General features: G+C 48.7%; 22 protein-coding genes. All 22 read right to left on the bottom strand.

From position 1 onward, the window contains the following. The coding region (locus BLT15_RS06030) for a UPF0236 family transposase-like protein (protein ID WP_200769707.1) at window positions 1-250 on the bottom strand (250 nt) is incomplete at its 3' end. 200 nt (window positions 251-450) lie between these two features. Then, the gene (locus tag BLT15_RS06025) at window positions 451-1,665 is read right to left on the bottom strand and encodes a S41 family peptidase (protein ID WP_089759693.1); all 1,215 of its coding nucleotides are present in this window, start codon (window positions 1,663-1,665) and stop codon (window positions 451-453) included. A 9-nt stretch (window positions 1,666-1,674) separates the two neighbouring features. Continuing rightward, window positions 1,675-2,436, bottom strand: a complete 762-nt coding sequence (locus BLT15_RS06020; RefSeq protein ID WP_089759691.1) for a WecB/TagA/CpsF family glycosyltransferase — start codon at window positions 2,434-2,436, stop codon at window positions 1,675-1,677. Between the two features lie 3 nt (window positions 2,437-2,439). Next, window positions 2,440-3,558, bottom strand: a complete 1,119-nt coding sequence (gene csaB / locus BLT15_RS06015; protein ID WP_089759689.1) for a polysaccharide pyruvyl transferase CsaB — start codon at window positions 3,556-3,558, stop codon at window positions 2,440-2,442. Then, window positions 3,551-5,566 carry a DUF5693 family protein gene (locus tag BLT15_RS06010; protein ID WP_143423027.1) on the bottom strand — a complete coding sequence of 672 codons (2,016 nt, stop codon included), beginning with the start codon at window positions 5,564-5,566 and terminating at the stop codon, window positions 3,551-3,553. The genes csaB and BLT15_RS06010 overlap by 8 nt, the downstream gene beginning before the upstream one ends. After that, window positions 5,535-6,636, bottom strand: a protein-coding gene (prfB, locus tag BLT15_RS06005; RefSeq protein ID WP_427854223.1) for a peptide chain release factor 2 whose coding sequence is annotated in 2 segments (ribosomal slippage) — window positions 5,535-6,587 and window positions 6,589-6,636 — 1,101 coding nt in all. Because the reading frame shifts where the segments join, the coding sequence is not laid out codon by codon here. The genes BLT15_RS06010 and prfB overlap by 32 nt, the downstream gene beginning before the upstream one ends. Before the next feature lie 12 nt (window positions 6,637-6,648). Continuing rightward, window positions 6,649-9,267, bottom strand: a complete 2,619-nt coding sequence (gene secA, locus BLT15_RS06000) for a preprotein translocase subunit SecA (RefSeq protein WP_234985524.1) — start codon at window positions 9,265-9,267, stop codon at window positions 6,649-6,651. A 175-nt stretch (window positions 9,268-9,442) separates the two neighbouring features. Next, a complete protein-coding gene (gene hpf, locus BLT15_RS05995; RefSeq protein WP_089759683.1) occupies window positions 9,443-10,063 on the bottom strand; it encodes a ribosome hibernation-promoting factor, HPF/YfiA family in 621 nt (206 codons plus the stop codon). 85 nt (window positions 10,064-10,148) lie between these two features. Further along, window positions 10,149-10,832, bottom strand: a complete 684-nt coding sequence (locus BLT15_RS05990) for a ComF family protein (protein WP_089759681.1) — start codon at window positions 10,830-10,832, stop codon at window positions 10,149-10,151. A gap of 1 nt (window position 10,833) precedes the next feature. Further along, on the bottom strand, window positions 10,834-11,457 hold the full coding sequence (locus tag BLT15_RS05985; RefSeq protein WP_089759678.1) for a sigma-70 family RNA polymerase sigma factor: 624 nt from the start codon (window positions 11,455-11,457) through the stop codon (window positions 10,834-10,836). A gap of 9 nt (window positions 11,458-11,466) precedes the next feature. Further along, window positions 11,467-11,955: an adenylyltransferase/cytidyltransferase family protein gene (locus BLT15_RS05980; protein ID WP_234985523.1), complete on the bottom strand. Its 489-nt coding sequence runs from the start codon at window positions 11,953-11,955 to the stop codon at window positions 11,467-11,469. 2 nt (window positions 11,956-11,957) lie between these two features. Then, a complete protein-coding gene (locus BLT15_RS05975; protein ID WP_089759675.1) occupies window positions 11,958-12,926 on the bottom strand; it encodes a bifunctional heptose 7-phosphate kinase/heptose 1-phosphate adenyltransferase in 969 nt (322 codons plus the stop codon). 21 nt (window positions 12,927-12,947) lie between these two features. Further along, on the bottom strand, window positions 12,948-13,532 hold the full coding sequence (locus BLT15_RS05970) for a hypothetical protein (protein ID WP_089759672.1): 585 nt from the start codon (window positions 13,530-13,532) through the stop codon (window positions 12,948-12,950). Between the two features lie 473 nt (window positions 13,533-14,005). After that, complete coding sequence (locus BLT15_RS05965) at window positions 14,006-16,645, bottom strand: phosphodiester glycosidase family protein (protein ID WP_089759669.1); 2,640 nt, start codon at window positions 16,643-16,645, stop codon at window positions 14,006-14,008. A gap of 42 nt (window positions 16,646-16,687) precedes the next feature. Further along, window positions 16,688-17,050, bottom strand: coding sequence for a rod-binding protein (locus BLT15_RS05960; protein ID WP_089759666.1), 363 nt, complete (start codon window positions 17,048-17,050; stop codon window positions 16,688-16,690). Window positions 17,051-17,100: 50 nt separating this feature from the next. Continuing rightward, window positions 17,101-18,225, bottom strand: coding sequence for a flagellar basal body P-ring protein FlgI (locus tag BLT15_RS05955; protein ID WP_089759663.1), 1,125 nt, complete (start codon window positions 18,223-18,225; stop codon window positions 17,101-17,103). Between the two features lie 15 nt (window positions 18,226-18,240). Continuing rightward, on the bottom strand, window positions 18,241-18,867 hold the full coding sequence (locus BLT15_RS05950; RefSeq protein WP_089759660.1) for a flagellar basal body L-ring protein FlgH: 627 nt from the start codon (window positions 18,865-18,867) through the stop codon (window positions 18,241-18,243). A 71-nt stretch (window positions 18,868-18,938) separates the two neighbouring features. Next, complete coding sequence (flgA, locus tag BLT15_RS05945) at window positions 18,939-19,946, bottom strand: flagellar basal body P-ring formation chaperone FlgA (RefSeq protein WP_089759658.1); 1,008 nt, start codon at window positions 19,944-19,946, stop codon at window positions 18,939-18,941. A 36-nt stretch (window positions 19,947-19,982) separates the two neighbouring features. After that, window positions 19,983-20,771 (bottom strand): flagellar basal-body rod protein FlgG, encoded by a 789-nt coding sequence (gene flgG / locus BLT15_RS05940; protein ID WP_089759655.1) that lies wholly within the window; start codon window positions 20,769-20,771, stop codon window positions 19,983-19,985. Between the two features lie 161 nt (window positions 20,772-20,932). After that, complete coding sequence (gene flgF, locus BLT15_RS05935) at window positions 20,933-21,679, bottom strand: flagellar basal-body rod protein FlgF (RefSeq protein WP_089759653.1); 747 nt, start codon at window positions 21,677-21,679, stop codon at window positions 20,933-20,935. Window positions 21,680-21,696: 17 nt separating this feature from the next. Beyond that, the gene (locus BLT15_RS05930) at window positions 21,697-22,341 is read right to left on the bottom strand and encodes a hypothetical protein (RefSeq protein ID WP_143423026.1); all 645 of its coding nucleotides are present in this window, start codon (window positions 22,339-22,341) and stop codon (window positions 21,697-21,699) included. Beyond that, entirely contained in the window at window positions 22,310-22,978 is a 669-nt protein-coding gene (locus tag BLT15_RS05925) for a DUF6115 domain-containing protein (RefSeq protein ID WP_143423025.1), read from the bottom strand. The genes BLT15_RS05930 and BLT15_RS05925 overlap by 32 nt, the downstream gene beginning before the upstream one ends. Window position 22,979 lies beyond the last annotated feature (1 nt).

Below are 22,979 nucleotides of genomic sequence, written 5' to 3'. Positions count from 1 at the left end.
CTGCTTCATTATCATAATAATATCTGCGTTCAAAAGTTATCTTTCCAAAAACAGTAACAATAGTTCTCTCTCTTATCCCTTTAACCTCAAGCCTTTCCCTGTCCCTTGTCTCCATTAAACGCTCATCAAACTCTTCAAGAACTTCCGCTAAAAGTTCTATGAATTTCCTGCGCAGTATCTTCAATAACTCTTCCTCAACACCCTTGAAAGTATCCTGACCATGTAGTACACTTAAAATGAGTTCAATCATTGGGTCTCACACTCCTTCTTTTTAGAGGTTGGTGTGTGAGACCCATTCTATATTTCTATACCATTTTCCTGCTTCTACCCACAAAAATAAAACTCAGAGCTGCTTGTTTTTGACGGCTTTATGCTGGCCTGAAGCCGCATCGGCGTTTAACTTTTACTTCTTCTCCATGATCAGCTGATACGGAGAAGGGCCTTAATTTTTTACTCCAGATCAAACTCCTCACTGTCAGGCCAGCTGTTTTCCTCCAGATAGCTGGATAAAATTTCAAGGGCTTTATCCATCTGCAGATCCTCTTCTTCGATGGGGTCATCCTCGTATTCTACGACATAATCGGGCTCGAGCCCATCTTCATATATGGGGTTTTCCCCCGAGGTATAATATTGAGCTGTGGTCAGCCTGAGTGCAGATCCATCATCGAGGGGAAAGACGCTCTGCACGCTGCCCTTGCCAAAGGTGCTCTCACCCACCAGCCTGCCTTTATCCTGATCTCTGATGAAACCGGCAACTATCTCGGAAGCACTGGCCGATCCTCGATTGGTCAGCACGACCACGGGCAGCTCTGTATTGATCCTGTCCGGATTGGCCCTGAAAACGTGCTCCTGATCATCTCTCTGTTTGATGGAAAGCACAATTTCGTCGTCGCCAAATATGCTGCTGACCTCTACGCTCTCCTGCAATATTCCTCCTGGATTGTTTCTGAAATCGATGATAAGGCCTCTCTTACCGGCCTCTTCCATCTCTTTAACAGCCTGGCTTAGTTTGTCGGCGGTCTCCTGCAGGAACTGTGAAACCGAGATATAACCTATATCCATCTCTGGATACATTTCCGTCTCGACTATCGGTATATCGATCAGTTCCCGCTCGATATCCAGTTTAAACTCCTCGTCTCCGCGCTCTATGGTCAGCTCAACTTCGGTGCCGGGATCTCCGCGCATTATATCCACAGCTCTCTGCTGGGTCATGTCCTCCGTGGTTTCACCATCTATTTCAGCTATGACGTCCTCGGCTTTGAGACCGGCCTCATCGCCCGGTGTGTCACTTATCGGAGAGACGATGGTAAGCTCACCGTCGCGAACGGTGATAATGATCCCAATACCGCCGTATTCTCCCTCCATCTCCTCCTGCATGTCCAGATATTCTTCCTCGGTCATATAACCGGAGTAGCGGTCAACTTCGCGGAGCATTCCTTCTATGGCGCCCTTGAGCAGCCTTTCCTCCTCAACCTCCTCGACATAATACTCCTGAATTATATTTAAAATATTTTCGAAATTTTCCATAGAAGCATATTCTTTTATATCCTCATCCAGCTGCGCCTGTTCGGCTTCGACGGCCGGAGACAGGGCGGCACCAGCAATAACCGATACTATAACCAGGCCCAAAATAAATTTCCTGATATTTATTTTCACATTTACCACCTTTCCTTTTTAGTTGGCTTTTAATCTCCTGCGGAGCGATTCCTCCAATACTAAAGTCATAAATCGAGGGAGTCTTAAAATCCGACGCCAGCGGGCGGGTTCTTTTAAAAATCTGTACAGCCATTCCAGGTAAAGTTTCTGCAAAACCACCGGCGCCCTATTAACCCGGCCGGAAAGAACATCGAAACTTCCTCCAACAGTGACGGCCACCCGGACTTTTAAGCTTTCCCGATAAGCTGCGATAAATCTTTCCTGCCGGGGTGCTCCCATGCCCACAAAGAGCAGATCGGGTTTTATCCCGTTTATCCTCTTCAAAAGTCGGTCAGCATCGACTCTGTCAAGATAACCGTGATGACAGCCTGATATCTCCAGGCCATCATGTTGTTTTTGAGCGCGCCGGGCTGCTTCAGCGGCTATCCCCGGTTTTCCTCCCAGAAAATATATATCGAAATCTCTGCGCGCGGCAGCAGCCAGCAGATTTCTGAGCAGATCACAGCCGGCGACCCGGGCTGGAAAATTTTCGATATCAGGTAAAAGCCGGGAGGCGAATTTCAGCCCGGCTCCATCGGGCAGCGTAAGCCATGAACTGTTGAGGATGTTCAAAAAATTTTTATCCTGCCGGGCCTGCATGAATATCTCTGCATTGGGAGTATAAACAGGCAGACAGCTGTACTCCTCCTCATTCTCTATTCTCTCAGCTATAAGTTTTACCGTCCGGTCCATGGTCAGAGGGTTTATTTTGAGTCCCATTATTCTGGATTCTGGTGTCATATCTTAATCAGCCTTCCCCTTCTCAACAGAGCTCAAAATTTCCTCGAGATGGCAGGCTATCTTCTCTTTTTGTTCCCGGCCATAATCCTGCTGTTTTTCGGATATGATCTCGCTGCGTTTAAGCGTGCTGCGCAGGCCCAGCTCGACGTCCCGGGAGCTGAGATCGGAGGTGGTACCTATCGGTTCGAGATCTATCTGGTTCAAAAAAGCAGAAATTTTGGGATCATACTCGATGCCGGCACAGGGTATGCCCAGCAGGGTGGCAAAGATCAGGGAATGAAGGCGCACCCCCAAAAGCATATCCAGCCCGGAAAATTTATCGGATATTTTTGCGGGATGTTCGGGAGGAGTCTTGAGGTTTACCGATATAATATTTTCATTTAACCCTTCTCTCTGCCGCAAACCCTCGGCCACCTTTTCGGCCGCCTTCTCATCCCTGCCCCTGTGCAGGGGCAGGAGGGTAATTTCCAGCTCATCGATGTCACGGGAAAATTCACTTATGCCCTCCGTCAATGGGCTGAGATAGCTGTCGTCCTGCCAGGGCCTTACCGCCACACCGAGCTGCCGGGGGGAGTTTTCGCCGCCGGCATCAACTTCCTCCAGCCTATCCCCGGAAAAGAGCGAAAAAACGGGATCGGGAACTACCCTGATGCTTTCCTTCTCCAGTCCCAGTGAGGTCAACAGATGTCGGGAGTCTTCATCTCTTACGGAAACGATATCAGCTTTTTTGACAGCTCTGGCCGTCATCATTCTCACAGGTGCTGTATTCAGAGGGCCTACCCCCTGGAAGGCAAAGGCGGTGCAGCTCGAAAAAAATCGGGAAAACGCCAGAAGGCCCAAATAATAAAGCGGCGAACGCAGACTGGTGGCATCCTGTATGAGACTGCCTCCCCCGCTGATGAAAATATCGCTCCGGCGCAGGGCGGATAACACATTCCCCGGGGACATCCGGGATACAGCTTCAACACCGTATCTATTCGCAGTTTTCTGGGGCGAGGCGGAGAGAACAGTAATGCGGCAGGGTTCTTCCGCATCTTTTAAACCGGTTATCAGGCTGTAAAGTATGGCCTCATCTCCCATGTTGTCAAAACCGTAATATCCGCTCAGCACTACTTCAATCATGATCAACCGACATCCACTGCGATAAATTCGCCCGGGACTTTGTATATGCAAAATAGGCTACCAAAAGCAGCAGTGCCAGCGGCAGAGACAGCAGATAACCGAAAGCTGTCCTCTGGATAGTTACCATGAGAGGGGTGTGCAGATGCGAAAAACTGTTGACAATTGTTATCTGCCCGATAGCCGCCAGAAGCACAGCCGGCAGCTTGAAGTAATCGGGAGCTTTTCCGGCAGCCAGAAAAGGCAGCAGGAAAAGGAAAGGATGGCCTATTAAAAATTCTTTGAACCTCGGTCTCAATCCCAGAAAGCTCTCCAGAGCATCCCTTATGGCCAGTTCCCAGGCCGGCACAGGCACATAGGGAAGATTGCCGGTTCTACCGATATAAACCAGCAGCACCACAGCTGTCAGGCCGCCCAGCAGAATATGGCCCCAGGTTATGGGGGTTAATATAAATTTTTTAGCTCTGCCGAACAGTTCCTGCAGTATTTCTGTCTTTGCCTTCCGGGAGGAGCTGCCGGTATAAAAATAAAGAAATATAATCACCAGCGGCATCAGGAAAGAGATTTTTACACCGCGAAATAGATGAATCTGATTGTAAAAACCGGTCCCGGCCAGGACTGAAGCGATCAGCAGCCCTCCTGATTTGGTGATGGCTAAAGCCGGCAGCAGGCCGGAGATAAACCCGATATTCCCCCTGACGATATCGACAAGCAGCAAACCTGCCAGCGAGGGAAAAATCAGAGCAGCCAAAAAAGCTGTAAACTGACGAAGCAGGAGACCGGGAAGCAGCCAGGAAATAAAACCGGCAGCCAGAGCAGCTGTCAGTATACATACAGCCGGAATTAGGCCGAAAATTTTCCCGCGCAGATAATCCCTTTCCGGGGGCAGCCAGCCGGATATCAAAACAAAACCGGCAGTTATGACCAGCGTTAATTTTGTCAGCAGGAGATGAAAGGAAGGGAATCCTTCCCCGGAGAGCGGTTCAGCGAAACCAGGCACAAAATCGGCCGACTGCAGATCAGAAGTTATCGTCTCCGTCAGCAGCTCCTGTTCACCACCCCGACCGGCAAATCCTGCCGAGGGAGGGATGCCTCTGATATAAAGAGAGCGCACATTTCTCTCCCTGACAGATCGCAGATAACGATCGACAGTAGTATCGATAGGAGTCTGTTTCATTTCATCTCTGTCCATGATATGGGTTCTGATCACGTTCTCCGGCATGGCTGCCGCCAGCTGTCGAGCTCCATCTCTGCCGGCCAGAAATGGTTCTATGAATTTATAGTTCAGACCACCCTCTATCAGTGCTTCAGCAGTGCGGTCTGTCTCCTGCGGATATCCGACAACCCTCTCGCCGCTGAAAACGATATTTTCAAAGTCCAGCTCCGAAATCTCCTGCAGCAGCAGATAATCGAGCTCGGAATCCGGCTGATATCTGTGCCGGGCTGTCAGCCGCATATCAGTTTCCCCGAGTTCATCATAAAGGCGGGATTCATAGCCGGGCACCAGATATTCCAGATCTTCGTTCCAGACAGGAAAATGAACTGCTCTACCCCCCTGCCAGGCGAAGGTCTGAACCCCATAGAGATCCTTCCAGGCAGAGAGCACCTGCGGGTTGATTAAATTTTCAATTTCTTCGGGAAAATAGAAAACTGCCCCCCGGTCAGCAGTTTCCCCAGCGGAGGCAGCAAAAGATTCCTGGATGCTCTTTTCCTGGTCAGGCAGTGAAGCCGCTGATCGATAACTGATTTTACCCAGTTCCATCAGGTTACCCAGTGAATAAACCGGATGGACAGCTGCGGTAGCGCCGGCTTCCTGCAGGCTGTCCCAGGAAATTTCATCATCAAATTCTATGATCTCCTGGACTTCGCCTCCATCGATCATAACCTCTACATCTCGATGAGAGCTTTCCAGCTGATATCTCTGTGCCAGCGGAATCAGGGACAGCAGGATGGAAAGGGCTGCCAGCAGGGCAATTTTTCTATTCATCATCATTCTTCCTCTTGTTGTCATGATGCAAATAGGCCTCAATTAATTCATTCAGCTCCCCATCCATAACTTTTTCCACATCACCTATCTCCAGATCGGTTCGGTGGTCTTTTATCTTGTTATAGGGATGAAATACATAGGACCGAATCTGACTGCCCCAGGCTATTTTCTTGTGTTCGCCGCGGAGTTCGTCTATCTTGTCGGCCTGCTGCTGGCGTTTTAATTCCATCAGTCTCGTCTTCAGTATTTTCATGGCCATCGCTTTATTCTTGTGCTGAGAGCGCTCATTCTGACATTGAACCACAATTCCTGTCGGCTCATGGGTGATTCTGACGGCCGATTCGGTCCTGTTGACATGCTGGCCGCCGGCTCCACTGGCCCGATAGGTCTCTATATTCAGATCGCCTTCATCTATATCAATCTCGGGCTCATCATCCATCTCCGGCAGCACATCCACCGAGGCGAAGGAGGTATGTCTTCTTCCGGAGGAGTCGAAAGGAGATATACGAACCAGACGATGAACACCACTCTCTCCTTTCAGATACCCGTAAGCATATTCGCCTTCAACCAGAATGGTAACTCTTTTGATGCCAGCCTCATCCCCTTTGAGAAGATCGAAAGTCTGGGTGGAAAATCCCATCTTTTCAAACCAGCGCTCGTACATGCGCAGGAGCATTTCAGCCCAATCCTGGGATTCTGTGCCCCCTGCTCCCGGATGAATGGAGAATATCGCATTGTGATTATCGTATTCACCGTTAAAATGGAGCTTAAGCCTGACCTCGCTCAACAATTCATCAAAATGTGCCAGCTTTTCCTCGAGTTCGCCTCTGACAGAGTCCTCGCCCTCTTCAAGCAGCTCCAGCAGAACCTGGCTCTCCTCGAGATTTTCTTCCAGCTCTTCGATCAAATTGATGCGCGATTTAATGGTGTCCAGTTTTTTGGCTTTATCGCTGGCCTTATCGTTATTATCCCAGAAGCCAGGCTGATTCATCTCCTCTTCCAATTCCTCTTTTTTAGCTTCTAATTGAGCCCGGTCAAAATAAATCCCTCAAATCGTCAAATTTATGTTTGACCTCTTCGTACTTTTCATTCACGTCCAATATTGATTACCTCCCACAGCATTTTTTATATTTCTTGCCGCTGCCGCAGTGGCAGGGATCATTTCGACCGGGCTCGTCCGGTTTGACCACGGTTTCTACACCGCTGTCTTCGGATTTGCTGCTGTCCTTGCCCGATGAGGTCCCCGAACTGGCGGCAGCTTTCGATTTTTGCTGCTGCTGGCGGTTCTTTCTGGCTATGACATCTTTCTTTTCGTATTCCAGATCCTCTCGATCCTGAGCGGATTTTGATTCTCTGTCAGCCTGTTTTTTATCCCTGACTTCCACGCGCAGCAGCGAGCTGATTATATCCTCTCTTATCGAACTGTTCATGTTTTCAAAGAGCTCATAGGATTCGAATTTAAATTCAGTCAGCGGGTCCTTCTGGCCGTAAGCTCTTAAGCCGATACCCTGACGGAGTTCCTGCATATTATCGAGATGAGACATCCACTTTCGATCGATTATCCTAAGTGCCAGCTGTCGGGCCAGCTCGACAAAATTTTCCTCGCCCAGCTCTTCCTTTTTGTTCTCCAGAAGCTGATCCATCTCCTCATGCAGTTCCTCTCGCACGGCTTCACTGCCTCTTTCTATGACTGTCTCCTCATCCCAGTCGCGCTCAAGGCGGAAAAACTTGAGTTTTGTGAGAAGCCCCTCCACGTTCCAGTCGGAGGGATGAAGATCTTCAGAAAGATACTGGTCGATTATATCATCGATTACTCTGGTCAACATGCGCTGTAGTTTTTCCTCGATTTCATCGGTCGTTAAAATTTGCTGGCGCTGATCGTAAATAACTTTTCGCTGTTTGTTGAGCACATCATCGTACTTCAAAACAGCTTTTCTGGCTTCGAAGTGTCTTTCCTCGACTTTTTTCTGAGCTCTTTCTATAGCGGAATCCAGCATCTTATGCTCGATAGCTTCGCCTTCCTCCAGGCCCAATTTGTCGAGTATCCCTGATATATTATCTGAACCGAATAACCTCAGAAGGTCATCCTCAAGAGAGATAAAGAACTGGGATGAACCGGGGTCTCCCTGACGTCCCGAACGCCCCCTGAGCTGATTATCTATCCTGCGGCTCTCATGGCGCTCGGTTCCTATTACATGCAGCCCCCCCAGATCTGTGACTCCCTCTCCCAGAACTATATCAGTTCCACGGCCGGCCATATTGGTGGCTATTGTTACATTCTTCTTCTTGCCGGCATCTTTGATGATTTCAGCTTCCCGCTCGTGGTTTTTCGCGTTGAGCACGTTATGAGGGACTCCCCTCTTTTTCAGCCGCCGGCTCAGGTCCTCGGATTTATCGACATCCACAGTTCCCACGAGCACAGGCTGTCCTTTTTCATAAAGCTCTTCGATCTCTTCAGCTACAGCCTTAAATTTCTGATCTTCGGTGCGGAAAATCCTATCCGGCATGGCATCCCTGATAAGGGGCTCGTTGGTGGGAATAACGACTACTTCCATGTCATAAATATCTATGAATTCGTCCTCTTCAGTTTTAGCAGTACCCGTCATCCCGGACAGTTTGTTGTATTTTCGGAAGAAATTCTGCAGTGTTATCTTGGCATAGGTCTGCGTTTCTTTTCTGACTTCTACGCCTTCTTTTGCCTCTATAGCCTGATGCAGACCCTCGCTGAATCTTCGGCCCTCCATAACTCTGCCGGTAAACTCATCGACTATCTTGACTTCCCCATCCTTGACGATATAATCCCTGTCCTTTTTCATAAGGGTATGGGCCCGCAGAGCCTGATTGAGACGGTGATTCAACTTGAAATTGGAATTATCGTAGAGGTTTTCAATATTGAGTAGATTTTCAGCCCGGACCACCCCTTCTTCGGTCAGGGTTACATTCTTGTTCTTCTCATCGACTTCATAATCGCGCCCCTCTTCCAGACTGGGGATTACCCGGTTGAACTTGCGATAATCCTCGGTGGTATCGTCCGCCGGACCCGAGATTATCAGGGGAGTCCTGGCCTCGTCGATCAAAATACTGTCGACCTCATCCAGAATGGCGAATTCATGGCCGGGCTGGACGAGATCATCGCTGCTGTAGGCCATATTATCCCTGAGATAATCAAAGCCGAACTCATTGTTGGTGCCGTAGACTATATCGCATTCGTACTGTTCTTTGCGCTCCTTCGGGGGCATGCCGTTCTGGATGCAGCCCACAGAAAGCCCCAGAAACCGGTATATCTGTCCCATCCATTCGCTGTCACGCCGGGCCAGATAATCATTTACAGTTACCACGTGAACCTGAGAGCCGGCCAGCGCGTTGAGATAAGCCGGCAGGGTAGCTGCCAGAGTTTTTCCTTCTCCGGTTTTCATCTCAGCTATCTTGCCTTCGTGCAGAACTATTCCGCCCATAAGCTGTACGTCATAATGGCGGAAACCCTCATCAGTAGAACGTTGAGAGGCCTCCCTCACCACTGCAAAAGCCTCAGGCAGCAGGTCATCTAGATCTTCACCTTCCTGGTATCTCTGCTTAAACTCCTCGGTTTTTGCCCGCAGCTCGTCGTCGGAAAGCTCCTGCATATCCGGTTCGAGATCGTTGATATTTTCAACTATCGGCTTGATTCTCTCAAGCTGTTTTTCATTATAACTTTTGAACAACTTTTTGAAAATACTGCTCAACATAAGTGAAATCACCCTAATTAAAATCTGCTCTAAGCGGCAGAACCGATAATTTTAGTTAAATCTATCTGTCCATTTATGTTATTATAGCACTTATGTAAAACAAACTCAATCCGGCCGCCATATCTCAATCCGGCGGCCGGAGTGATGAAATAAATGCTATACTCTTGAATGATATTTATCTCGTATTATTGTTGTTGTAAATCGGTTCTATAAGGCCGTAGTTGCCATCGTTGCGACGATAAACTACGTTGACCTCGTCTGTATCAGCATTGGTGAAGACAAAGAAATCGTGATCGAGAAGATCCATCTGCATTGCTGCTTCCTTAACATGCATGGGCTTCACCGGAAAACTTTTGGTTCTGACTATTTCCGGATCAAACCCATCCTCTTCTTCGTCTTCAGCCGCGGTTTTTACCTCTTCCGGCATCAGCTCCTTTTCATCTTCCATGAGCTGCTGGGTGCGTTTTTGCCGGTACTCCTCTTGTTCCTGCTGGCGTTTTTCCCGCAGACGTCGGTTGATTTTGGTTTTGTACTTATGCACCTGTCTTTCCAGCTTATCCATAACGCCATCTATTGAAGCATACATATCGCCGGTCTCTTCTTCGCCCCGCAGAATCAGGCCGCCGACATGAGCTGTTATTTCTACTATATGTCTTTCCTTGTCCACTTCCAGGGTGACCTGAGCCTCCATGGGGTCCTTATCGAAAAACTTTTCCAGCTTGCCCACTTTCTCCTCGGCATACTCTTTCAGCGACGGCGTTACATCGATATTCTTGCCATAAATCATAACTTTCATGGCTAAAATTCCCCCTTTTCAATGCCTTAAAAATAAATAAATTCAGCGCACCTGTTACACTTATATAAGAAGTTCTAGAAAAAAATCAGTAATCCTGCTTCCCCACGGCAGCAGCGGTGAGTGCGAGCAGATTCCCGGCTCCTTTTTGGGCCAGCAGCGAACCTGCTTCCCTGAGTGTACTGCCGGTGGTGATTATATCGTCGACCAGCAGCACCTCACGTCCAGCCAGCTTCCAGCTGAGAGAGTTATCAACGGAAAATGCGCCGGAAAGAACGTTTTTTCTTTCCAGAGATGAAAGCTCATAAAGCGGAGGGGTCTCCCGGGGTCTTTTGAGGATATTTCTGTCGAGCTCCAGCGAGAATTTGCTGGCAATAATGCCGGCAAGAAGCGCGGCCTGGTTGTAACCCCGGCTTTTCAGACGGGAACTGGCAAGCGGTACAGGAACAACCAGCGCTGAACTCCCGGCTAAGAGTTTGGCCAGCATGCTGCTGCCGACCATTATCTCAGCAAGCGGCAGGGCAGCTTCGGGCGAATTATCGTATTTGAGGCTGCGCAGAAGGCTGCGAACAGCACCTCTGTAAACGAGAGGAGAATTTATCAGGGTAAAAAAACTGTCGGAGCCCTCAATCTCTCTGACAAAGGGCTCCTCCCGCAGCTCGATCTCGGACAGGCAGGAATTGCACAGCCTGGGGAGAGAAGAAAATACAAAGGTATCTCCGCAGTTTATGCAGAGAGGCGGTTCGGGAAAAAGTTCCTGCCAGAAACCCAACTTACTCTACTACTCCCTGAAAATTTATCTCATCTTTGATCTCATCCATCTTTTTGCGAGCACGCTGCAGAGCATTATCGACCGACTTCAAATTAACCTCGAGCTCTTCGGAAATCTGTCTGTAACTTTTATTCTCCAGATATTTTATGAAAGCATTATGCTCCAGCTCGGTCAGCTTGTCCTTGATCTCATCCATCAGCAGGTCGATCAGCTCCCGGTAAATAAAAAATTCCTCAAGATCATCCCCGTCATCGGAAATGATCTCGTTATAGGTCCGCTGATTTTCACCTTTATCTATCGATTTATCCAGAGAGGTCGAGTTATTCAGGGGCATATGTTTTTGACGGTTGGCCTTTTTTATAGCCGAAACCAGCTGCCTGTGGATGCAGAGCTGGGCAAAACCGCGAAAAGAGGCTTCTCTTTCCTCCTTATAATCTCTTATGGCCTTGTAAAGGCCCACTCTTCCTTCCTGAATAACATCATCCTTATCCAGACCCTTGATGAAAAAATAGCGGGCCTTGGCATAGACTATATCCATATTATCGTCGATCAATTCCTCAATAGCCCTGACGTCACCTTCCTGCGCTTTTTTGACTGTTTTCTCCATATCCTGTGTTTCTCCCATTGAATCACCTCATTTTGATGTGTGATGAGATGAAATTATTTTATCTATTATTTGAGAGGTAGATCTCCCGGCAGTAACCGGTAATAACTCTACCTTCCCGCCTATCCTTTCCACCGTCTCCCATTCAGGCAGGTTGGAGCGATCATAATCTCCACCTTTTATGTAAATATCGGGACGCAGCAGCTCGATAGTTCGGCGGCAGGTATCTTCCTGAAAAGAAGTGACAAAATCGACTGGCTCCAGAGTCGATATAATTTCCATTCTTTCCTCAAGAGGTATGATCGGCCTTCCAGCACCCTTCAGCCGGGCCACTGACTCATCGCTGTTGAGAGCCACCACGAGAATATCAGCAAGTTTTTTAGCCCCGGTCAAATAACGCGTATGTCCCACATGAATGATATCAAAACATCCGTTGGTCAAACCGACGGTGAAATCTTCATATTCGGATTTGATTAAATCCTCCAATATTTCCAGTTCCATTATACCATCTTTGCTCACGATTATACAACCTCTTTCAGTTCGTCCAGATAAACAGGAGCAGCACCTTCTTTTTTAACAGCTACCCCGGCCGCTTTGTTGGCCAGTCTAACGGCCCTGCCCACAGCCATATCGGCCCCCATGCCCACAGCCACAGCGGCTGCAACGGTGTCTCCCGCCCCGGTCACATCGTATACATCCAGCTTATTGCTGACAGGTATATGTTCGTAATCGTCCTCACTGTAAAAGAGAGTCATACCATCCCTGCCCCGGGTAATAAGCAGATATTCGCTCTTCAGCTGCGAGAGAATTTGCCTTCCGACCTGCAGTACCTCCGCATCTGATTTTGGTTCAAATCCGACCGCTCGCCCTGCCTCCTCCAGATTTGGGGTCGCAATCGTCGTTCCGGAAAATTTGAGGAGCTGATAACGGCTGTCGGTGATGGAAGGAGTGCTGCTCTTTCTGCATATCTCGAGCAGTCTGCCGATCAAATCTTCGCTGAAAAGCCCCAGTCCATAATCGGAAAAAATCACAGCGTCAACCTTCGAAATCATCGATTTAACGTATTCCTCAATCGCCCGGCGGTGATCATCACTGACAAGATCGGCTTCCAGGCTGTCAACTCTGACAACCTGCTGCCTGACTATTTGATCGCTGCCGGCCATAATTCTCGTTTTGACGGCTGAAGAGATGCTGTCAGAAACCTCAACCCCATCCGTGGATATATCATACTCCTCCAGAACTCCGGCCAGCCTGCGCCAGGAATTATCATTCCCCGTCGGTGAAACCAGATGCGCATCCCCGCCCAGCGAGGATACGTTTACTGCTGCATTGCCGGCTCCCCCGGGTTTGATTCGGCGGTCGGTTTCATCCAGAATTAATACCGGAGCCTCACGCGAAATGCGGGAAGGTTGGCCGTAAATAAACTGATCCATTATCAGATCGCCTATGATCATTACGCTGACCCCGGTGAATTTTTCCAGTTCATTCATTAAAAATCTGCCTCCAGAATTTTAAAATTCGATTTCCATGCCGAAATTTAACTGATGATCATCTCTATCCCAGAAAGCATTACCGATTGAAAGCTTTATATTGCTGTTGTAGGTTAAAGGATATCCGACCCCACCATTATAGACCAGACTGGAGCTGGACACATCAAAATAATAATCCAGATGACCGAAAAAATAATGTTCTCGACCTTCTCGAGGAAACCTGCCTCCCACTCCTAGAGCCGGTTCGAAACTGTCGAGGCCATCCTCGGAGCTCAAATTCAATCTCAGCCTCATATCGTGAGGTGTATCTTCGGTAAAATCTATCAGCCAGGTGCCCTGCAGGTCGAGATCATCGTTATCATATCTCAGAGAGGTCTCCAGATAATTGATATCGGTCAGTTTGAACTCCAGACCGAACGTGATCGCCTCTATATCCAAGCTGGTAATATCTGCGGTGTCAGTATTGATGCTGTAATTGAGTCTTTCCAGCCTGGCCGGCTGTCTTTCTTGAGCCTGAAGCTGATTGCCGGCCAAAAAAGCGAATAATATCAGCAGAACAGCAGTCTTTACTATCAATAGTTTTTTGACATGGTTTAGAGGCTTCATCTTTCCCATCCTTTATTAAAAAATATTTATTTATTACGGATTTTCCTGACTGCAGCTGGTAAATATGTGTGTCAAAAATAACCTATTTAATTATACTGGAATATATGGATCTTCTTGTCTTCAGTTGCTAATAGGTGTGTAAAAACCTCATTTAGTTGTACTGTAAGATATAAAGCTTCGTTCACAATGAAATTTTCCCCGGCATAAGTTTAGTTTTCGGCCAAAAAATTGCGCTCCCTTCGCGAGATCTCTTCCCTGAGCTCCCGCTCAGCCCGGCACCTCCTGAGCCGGGGACACTATTTTTTGGCCATGGACTCAACCTGAGTTTCGAAAAATTTCGAGTATCACTTTGCTTTATATCTTCCAGCCATTATTGTCATGATAGTGATCTTATACGGTATCTATCATCTGATAACAAGAAGATCCGAATATATAAAGCTTCGTTCACAAGGAAATTTTTCCGCCGCTTTAGTTTAGTTTTCCGGTACGATCAAAAGTGAGTTGCTGACCTCCCTATATCCGCTGGGCACATTCATGGTGAAACCTCTGACCAGCATAGAAGAAGAATCGCCACCATCAAGATTGACGGCCTCATCAGCTCCCAGCTTGAGCAGAATGTCTGCCAGTCCCTCCAGAGATACACCCATGCTGCGCTCGGGCTGACGTCCATCGACGGTGACCAGCAGAAGCTTATCGTCCTCGGTAATACCCACAGCTGTTCGTGGAGCCCTGCCGGAGACTATATCCTCCTGGAAAGATTCCTCCTCGGAGGTTATATTCACCGAGCCCTCTTCGATCAGCTGCGGACCGGCGCCGAGAATAAAATCTATCTCTCCGGGCAGCTCCGATTCGGGTTTGATATTCTCTCTGATTTCCAGCGGATCTCCGGTTTCCGCCTGGCTGAGCCGGCTGGCGGCTTCTCCCCGGGCCTGAATTAAATAGCCACCCGAAGGAATTTCCAGGGGGTAGGAAAGCTGTCCTCTGTGCATTCCTCTTATCCTATCATCCACCACCAGAACTTCGACTCCCACATTGCGCTGGCGGGGAGGTAAATCACCATAATGATCATTTATCAGAGTAAGTTCGCCATCCCGGGCCGGGCGATTGACACCCGATACATCGAGCTCGATATCACCTGTTCTTATTTTCGCAGACCATTCGTATCTGGCTATGTTAAAATTGTCTTTTTGATCCCCTGCTAAAGCTGTACGGGATAAACCCGGCGGAGTGGTGGAAATAGTCTCACCCTCCCTGTATAAAAGTCCGAGAGGCCTGCCCTGATAATCGAAATATCCCCCGTTCACGCCGACCAGAGCTCCCTTTCTCTCACCCAGTCCGGCCAGGCTCTCCGGACCGCTTTCAATGCTGTCACCGGCCAGAAAAAGCTGCATATCATAACGAGAACGGCGCTGGTTGAATTCTATGACGTTGAAAACCCGGCGGCCTTCAATGGTAAACTGCCGGAGTTCCTGATAATCTATCCCGAGCTGGACACTGGCATCGACCGCCCTCTCGGTTATAAGCAGATCTTCCAGTCCGATGATCTCAGCTCCATGATAAACAGAAAGTATTTCCCGGCGGTCAGTTCCTTCCCGGGCAGCCAAAGCCGCCGAGGAAAGCGGCAGCCCCATTCCATGACCCTTTCCACGACCTGTTAGACGAAATCGATAAACTTCATCGTTTTGAGTGTATTCTTCTATCTCGAACAAAAGAGAAGGCAGTTCAAAATTCTCGGATTCCTTGGCAAAAATTTCATAAATGTCCTCATCTTCTATCACAAAACTGCCGGATCCGGTGTGAAAAACCAGTCTGGAGACCCTGCCCGAGCCTTCTCTATCCTCAACTTCTATTTCCTCCAGAGTGGACGGCATAACCTGCAGATCAGGATTCAAGTCGACAAGACGCGAGAGCAGCTCGTTTTCGATAAAGGTCAACCCGAAGTTTTGAGTCCAGGTATTTTTCTCAGCGTATTTATCTTCCTGCCAGCTCAGTCCCTCCCTGGCGGTCCTAACAGAGGGTCTTTTTTCGTCCAGCAGGCCTTCTGGCTCAGCTGTAACTCCTCCACTGTCGGGATGATAATACCCTCTCATCAGCTCTCTTTTCCTGCTCAAATACTCACCCGCGGTGGCATAGACCGCTGACTTACAGGCTGCAGTGATCTTTCCTCTCTCAGCTTCAGACCCCAGTTCAGCCAGCTCCAGATACCCCTCTTCGGAGTACAAATAATCGCTGAGAAATCTTGATCTGAGAGCTACTGCCAGGGCCCTGAGAGCCTCTTCTTCAGCTCCAGGAATATACTGCCGGGCCAGAGGTGAAATTTTATATTTTACCGCCCTGTCAATCGGCATCCAGCCCAGAACGTCTATTTCCGGGCCGCTTTTAATCAGCCCGGCACCGTTTAGTCTGATTCCATCGACAGCCATCATTTCGCCCTCTATCTCCAATCTGTCGGCAGCGATAGTCTTCTGCTCACCGTCGGCAGCTTCCGGCGAATAAAATTTGAAACCGCTCTCTTCTGAAGACGTGGTGGTAATCCAGCCCTGAAAACCTGCCTCCTGCAGCCTGTCCAGCAGCTGCTCGGCTTCATCGCGTTCCTGCTTTTCCCCCACCTGCAGCCGCCAGAGATCATCATCTTCAGCTGTCTCATCGGGACCTATGATATTCAAGGCAGCAAAACCGGCTCTTTCAGCTTCTTTTCGGACCGTCATAACCCGGGAGCGAGAATCGGAGGCAAATATCTGCACAGAGTGTATTTCACCCATTCCTGTCTGCTCGAAATCAACTCTGTAATTGCCCGGCTCGAGATAAATGGCTTCACCGCTTTCAGGATCGAGCACCCGGGAGGTTTCCAGCAGCTCTATCTCCCGGCTGTGATCATTCTGGTCGTGCTTTATTCTTATCTGCTCATCCTGAGCATAAAATTGCTGAAGCTCCCCACTCCCGCCGATATTTGCAGCAGCGGCTGTACCCGGGTCGACCGGTGAAAACCCGATAGAAAAAATCACCAGCATCATAGTAAAAAAGGCAGCATGGACCCCGATGTGAGCTGTAAAAAAAGATTCGGAACCTGGATTGTATTTCTTCTGAAAACTCTGCCGGATGAGATCAAGCAAAAAAGCCCTCTCCTTTCGATTTTCAGAAAAGATGAGCAGAAATCACTGGCTCAACTGACGGTATATCGTCTCGTTCAGGCGTTTAAACTGAGCTTGGGCAGCCCCTCTGCCGGCCAGCTCTTCGTCCAGCTTTTCGGTAAATACATCCTCAGCGTAACCGCCGTCGATTAATCCATCATCGGGTACGGTATCTCTCATGGCACCGAACATCTGCTGAACAAAAAGCCCCACAAAATCGCTTATAGCTTCTTTCAGTTCTTCATCATGAATATCCTCTATTTCTCCGGCGGTTTGCGAGCGGTCAGCGATCTCATCTATCATCCCGGCAGGGTCATCTTTATCGGTCTGCTGATTCAATATCTCCTGATGATCGGCCGGAGAATTGGCGGGAAAATCAATATCCATCCTTTAAACCTCCTCAATTTCATAGAAAAACTTCAATCCTTACTGACTCCTTACCTCACTTCCAGTTCGGCATGCAGAGCACCGGCAGCCTCTATCTCCTGCAAAATAGATACCATGTCGCTGGCATCGGCTCCCACCGCATTGAGGGCGGTGATTAGATCGCCGGTATTGGAGCCGCCTTCTACAACCATTGAATTTTCCTGTTCATCCTCTATCTCCATCTCCTGTTCTTCTTCTATGAAGGCCTCCTCCTCTTCTTCACCCTGTTGAATGGTGCTGTCGGAGGAAACGGTAACAGACATATTTTTATGAGCTACGGAAACAGTCGATATGCGGGCATTATGACCCTTTACTATGGTGCCATCGTTTTCATTGATCACAACTCTGGCAGTCATGGTGGGCTGAACTTCGAGATCGTTAACCTCAGCGATAAAACCCACGACGTCATTACTGTATTCTGGAGGAATTTCGACTCTGACTTTGCTCTCGTGTTCTGCCTGGGCTATCTCATCGGCTCCGGAAAGATCGGCAAAATGATCGTTGATCTCATCCACTATCTCGCTGGCGGTGCGAAAATTTCCATTATGGAGGGCAAGGTCCAAAACATCTCGATCAAGCTGATAATCGACGGTTCGTTCTATGATGCCGCCGCCGGACACCCTGGCCGAAGTCGGATGTTCCCCTTCTTCTCCTCCCAGAGAGACCGAGCCCTGGGCTACGGCATAGACCTCGCCCGTCGGAGCCTCCAGAGGGGTGCGGACAAGCATGCCGCCGGCCAGACTGTCAGCATCTCCTATGGCGCTCACCTGGACGTCTAAGGTGTCTCCCGTGCTGGCATCGTGAGGCAGATCGGCAGTCACCATTACAGCGGCGATATTCTGGCCTTCGACCTGATCTGGGCTGACCTCCACCCCATATTCACCCAGCATATTGGCGATGCTCTGCACCGTGGCCTGGCTTCGGGTCGAATCTCCCGAGCGGCCCAGCCCGGTTACCAGTCCATAACCGACCAGCTGATTGCTGCGGGCACCTTCGGTTCTGGTGATATCGCCGATGGTGACCATCGGATCATCAGCAGCTGCCGGCTGTAGAAAAATTGTCAGGCAGAAAGCCGTCAGCAAAAATACAGCTAATAATCTCACTATCCGACCTGAAATCTCCAATAAAGATTTCATCACTTTTCACCTCTGTTAAAAGATAGCATTGAAGAGACGGCTTACTATACCCTGATCCTGGGTGTCTCCCACCATGCCCTCTCCATCATATTTTATCTCCGGATCGGATAGATGATGTGACTGGGCTGTATTATCGGCCGCTACATCATCCTCTCTGAGTATGCCCGAAAGCTGAATAACCTGGGTTTCGTCGTTTATAGTAATACTCTTATCACCGATCACCCTCAGGTTCCCGTTGTCGTTAACTTCCTCCACCCTCACAGTTATATCAGCTTCTAAGGAACCGCTGCGCTGAGTTATGCCTTCAGAAGATTCCGAAGCTGAATAACCCGTGGAAAAGGGGTTTATAAAATCCAGCAGTCCTCTTCCCTGCTCCAGCTCCACATCGGCCTCTCGAGAAATATCGCTGTCGGCATCCTGGATGGCTGTTGCGGCTTCATCTATCTCTATGGTGATCAAGTCTCCCTCTTCGAAAACCTCCTTATCGCTGTACATGCTGGTTCCATCATCTTCCCAGAGTGATGTAGCCTGGACAGATGATGTCAGCAAAAGACTCACAGCAACGAGCAGGATCAGCGCGGGAATAATCTCACCCGCGGATTTTCTATAAGTACTGCTGTCTATCAGGTTTTTGACTTTCATTTGCTTCACCCCAATTATGGTTTCTGCCGGCTTTATCGGCGATGAACCGGCAGGCAAAAATTCGATTTATATCAATCGACAATTTCCACCATATCTTCACTTAAAACTCTGGCTTCTTTTCTCTCACCACTCATGCTGTTCTCCACAGTTATTATATCGCTGAGTCTGCCTCTGTCCCGGGCTATGACCGTGACCGTTATATTGATACCGCCCTCGCTGGCTCTTCCTGAGATTTTATCTCCATGCCTGATCAGGATCGGCATTTCCATCATATCAGCGGTCAAAATCTGCCCGGCATTGTAATCTCTGGTATATTCGCCCTCCTGAACCAGTTCGTCCTCCAGGCTGAGAATCGGTTTTTGGGGCAGCTGAGAGACTCTAACCCGTTCCTGGAAAAGCTGATCGTCGTCTACCCTCTGGCCGCGCTCAACATTTTCTCCCAGCTTGTAGGTTTCAAACTCATGCTCTATGAAGAGTTCAAGGAAGATTCTGTCCCATCTTTCGCCTTCTATAAAAACATCGATCGGCTGCTGGACTCTGCCGCCACGATCAAAATTGGTGCCGCTCAATTTTACCTCTGCTTCACCGGCCGGAATCAAAATTTCTTCAGGATCACTCTTCAGTTCGATGGTGGTGGTGAATTCACCGGCAGGCAGAGAATATTCGGAGCTCTCGTAAAAATATCCCTCGATCTTTTCTTTGAGTTCCGAAAAAACTGCCGATTCGGAAATATTCCTGCTTTTGATCTCAACAGCAACTTCCTCGGCACCGGTAATTTGAAACTCTTCCCGGGAAAAGCCGCTGTTGCGAACATGCAGTTCTATCAGCCGGCGGGAAAGATTTTTGCTGCTGTGCAGATTGGTAAACCTGTCGATTTTAATGCTGCGGATAATATCTTTCTCAGCCTCATCAGCAGAAATGTCAGCGATGTTCTCCAGATAAATTTCAGGACTGGTGACCTCAGCTCTTTCCGGGAGATGTATAACCGCTTCTGCCGCCTGAATTCTCTCCGATCCGAAAACCCCCAGGAAAACCAATATAATCATAAACAGCACCATCGTAACTGAAAGGTTTTTCATCTCGACCACCTTCCGGCTGAAATTTGCGGGTCAGAATTATCTTCTCAGCTGATTGGCCGTCTGTAACATCTCATCCGAGGCCTGAATTGAGCGAGAATTAGATTCATAAGCTCTCTGCGCTGTTATCATATTGACCATCTCATCTACAACCTCTACATTCGACATCTCGAGAAAACCCTGTTCGATGGTTCCCAGGCCATCTTCGCCCGGGCGTCCGGCGATGGGGGGACCGGAAGCGTCGGTCTCCTGAAACAGATTGCGGCCCTGACTGGAAAGTCCGGCCGGATTGGTAAAATGAACCAGCTCAATTTCTCCGGCTTCTGTCATCTCATCTTCGCCGCCTATCCTGTAGCTCACTGTCCCATCGCTGGTTACCGAGATATCCGTGGCATCTTCGGGAATCTCCACGGGCGGTTCCAGGGAATGTCCATCTGCTGTCACGATGCTCCCTGTGCTGTCCATTTTAAAGGCTCCATCCCTGGTATAGGCGGTGCTGCCATCTGGCATTGTAACCTGGAAAAATCCGTCGCCCTCAATAACCAGATCCAGGGGATTTCCTGTCTCCTCGAAGCTGCCCTGTGTGAAGAGCTTCTGGGTGGCTGAAATTCGGGCGCCATGTCCTATCTCCGTGCCCACCGGTATTTCTTCGCCCATGGCATTGGGGGTGCCAGGATGTCTGCTCTCTTCATATACCAGATCCTGAAAGTTGGGACGCTGTCTTTTAAAACCGGTCGTGTTGACATTGGAAAGATTATTGGAAATAATGTCGGTATTGGTCTGCTGAGTCTTCATTCCTGTTGCCGAAGTATAAAGTGCCCTGATCATAAAAACACCATCCTCCTTTGAGTTACAAGCTCCGAGGCGATGCCTCTGTCGGTTGGCATCGCAGGATGGCCTCCCATCCGGGTCCAGCCATCTTGCTTCCCGGGCTTTTAATTTTTCACTTCTTTTTCACTTCTCTTAATTACCAGTCTCAGTCTCGTATTTTACATTAAGCTGGCTATATCATTAACAGCCCTCTGCAGAGTCTCATCCTGAGCCCTGACGGCACGCTGATTGGTCTCATAATGCCTGGTAGCTTCGATCATATCGACCATCTCCTTAACAATTTCAACATTCGACCTCTCCACAAAACCCTGCTTGACTTCAAATTCTTCCGGTTCGACTTCCTCGGCTTCAGCCTGGGCATAAAGTGAATAACCTTCCTGTTCCAGCAGATTCCTATCATCAAAATCGGCGATGATCAATTCATCGACTTCCAGACCACCTGAATATACCGTGCCATCTGTATCGACTGTGGTTATCTCTCCGGGCAGCACCTGCAAAGGCCCCTCTTCACCGAGCAGCGGATAGCCGTCATCGTTGACTATCAGCCCGTCGGAATCCATGGTAAAATTTCCCCTTCTGGTATAACGGACTCCTTCCGGGGTCTCGACGGCGAAAAAACCATCCCCGTTGAGAGCGAGGTCGAGATCTGCCTCTGTCTCTTTGATTCCTCCCTGGCTGAAATCAGTATAACTCTCGTCGATTCCCGCTCCCGGGCCGAGCCCTCCGATCTCCTGACGCTCGCCGGCCTGTATTCGATGCAGCAGAGCATCCTCGAAGGATTCAACAATTCTTCTATCTTTTTTGAAGCCGTCGGTATCCACATTGGCTATATTGTTGCTCAAAGTGTCCATCCGGGCTTCATTGACAGCCATTCCTGTTGCAGAAGTATAAAGGCCTCTTATCATCATGTTCACCCCCTCTCTTAAATTTCAGTTATTAGTATTTCCTCGAGCACATCTAACTTATCGCCTGATCTGGGCAGATAATGAGTTCCGGCTCTGATATCTGTGGAAATATCGAACATGAGCTGAACTCGATTAAATTCACTGAAACTCATCACTCCGGCCTGATCGAGGATATATCCGACCTGGATAGCAGCAGCACCTTCAGGAATTATGACGCTGACATATTCTTCGGGAAGATTTTCCAGCTTTAAAGTCGAGGACTGAAGCTCAAGAACCTCAGCAGCTCGGGAAAGATCGGCGGGAAATCTCCCACTGTCTTTGACATCGAGCTCTACAGCCCAATCCTCATCCAGCATTTCGTCTTCGAGCTCCTCTATATCAACTTCCTGAAAAACTCTTTCGTCGTCGGTCTCTTCTGCTGTTTGATCCTCCTCTTCCATCCCGGATTCGTCTTCATCATAAATTTCGGTCTCTTCATAAACCTCTTCCTCTTCTGCCTGAATTTCCTCCTCGGGCTCTTCAGCGGTCTCGGGTTGAAACTGTTCCTGATAGAGAAGATAACCACCCGAGAGCAAAAATACCAATCCCAGAGATATCAGAATGAACATTATTACCTTCGCCTGGGCTTTATCAACCATCATCATCTGCTTCCTCACTTCCATGCATCTTTATGATTAAATCGGTCTCTCTCAGACCCAGGCCCAGAGATTCTGCTATTTCCTCCCGGTTTTTCCCCTCTTCATGAAGATCTATGACCTGACGATAGTGATCCGGGATACCTCCCTGTTTTAAATGATTGTACTCCTCATCGAATGTCTCCTTAAAGCTGGCCTTTCTGATTATCTTTGCCTGTTCTCGATCCAGACTTTGAACTTTTCTTTTCAATACTTTTTCCCTCTGTACGATCTCCTCGATCAGATCGTCCAGCTCTTCATTTACTCTGTTCAGCCTCTCCTTTTTTGGGTCCAGAGCTTCATCCCGGGAACCGTTCCTCTCTGCTCTATTATCCTGCGAAACACCGTCGTTTTCCATGGTCTGACGATATCTGGCAGCAGCTCTATTACCGGCTTTACTGCTGGGAGTTTTGTTTTTAGATCGTTTAGTTTTCGCAAAACCTCCGGTCTGATCAGACTTAAGATCGCTGACCGAGAGGCCTTTTTCCTGGTAGGGATTCACCCGACGCTCCTCGACACTGCGGGAAGTCCGGGTTTTCAGGATGAATTTTTTGGTAAATATACCTGCCGCAATCAAAAGCAGGCCGACTGCCAGCAAAATCCAGGCTACTGCCACGTGTATCACC

It is taken from the genome of Halarsenatibacter silvermanii (assembly GCF_900103135.1).
Classification (GTDB): domain Bacteria; phylum Bacillota; class Halanaerobiia; order Halanaerobiales; family Halarsenatibacteraceae; genus Halarsenatibacter; species Halarsenatibacter silvermanii.
Note: the sequence above shows the minus strand (reverse complement) of the source record. Positions and strands in the feature narration are given on the sequence as shown.

Coding starts and splice junctions, on each gene's coding strand:
- BLT15_RS06020 (WP_089759691.1), bottom strand. CDS start 2,436: ATGACACCAGAATCCAGAATAATGGGACTCAAAATAAACCCTCTGACC.
- csaB (WP_089759689.1), bottom strand. CDS start 3,558: ATGATTGAAGTAGTGCTGAGCGGATATTACGGTTTTGACAACATGGGA.
- BLT15_RS06010 (WP_143423027.1), bottom strand. CDS start 5,566: ATGACAACAAGAGGAAGAATGATGATGAATAGAAAAATTGCCCTGCTG.
- secA (WP_234985524.1), bottom strand. CDS start 9,267: ATGTTGAGCAGTATTTTCAAAAAGTTGTTCAAAAGTTATAATGAAAAA.
- hpf (WP_089759683.1), bottom strand. CDS start 10,063: ATGAAAGTTATGATTTATGGCAAGAATATCGATGTAACGCCGTCGCTG.
- BLT15_RS05985 (WP_089759678.1), bottom strand. CDS start 11,457: ATGGGAGAAACACAGGATATGGAGAAAACAGTCAAAAAAGCGCAGGAA.
- BLT15_RS05975 (WP_089759675.1), bottom strand. CDS start 12,926: ATGAATGAACTGGAAAAATTCACCGGGGTCAGCGTAATGATCATAGGC.
- BLT15_RS05970 (WP_089759672.1), bottom strand. CDS start 13,532: ATGAAGCCTCTAAACCATGTCAAAAAACTATTGATAGTAAAGACTGCT.
- BLT15_RS05960 (WP_089759666.1), bottom strand. CDS start 17,050: ATGGATATTGATTTTCCCGCCAATTCTCCGGCCGATCATCAGGAGATA.
- BLT15_RS05955 (WP_089759663.1), bottom strand. CDS start 18,225: ATGAAATCTTTATTGGAGATTTCAGGTCGGATAGTGAGATTATTAGCT.
- BLT15_RS05950 (WP_089759660.1), bottom strand. CDS start 18,867: ATGAAAGTCAAAAACCTGATAGACAGCAGTACTTATAGAAAATCCGCG.
- flgA (WP_089759658.1), bottom strand. CDS start 19,946: ATGAAAAACCTTTCAGTTACGATGGTGCTGTTTATGATTATATTGGTT.
- flgG (WP_089759655.1), bottom strand. CDS start 20,771: ATGATCAGGGCACTTTATACTTCGGCAACAGGAATGAAGACTCAGCAG.
- flgF (WP_089759653.1), bottom strand. CDS start 21,679: ATGATAAGAGGCCTTTATACTTCTGCAACAGGAATGGCTGTCAATGAA.
- BLT15_RS05930 (WP_143423026.1), bottom strand. CDS start 22,341: ATGGAAGTGAGGAAGCAGATGATGATGGTTGATAAAGCCCAGGCGAAG.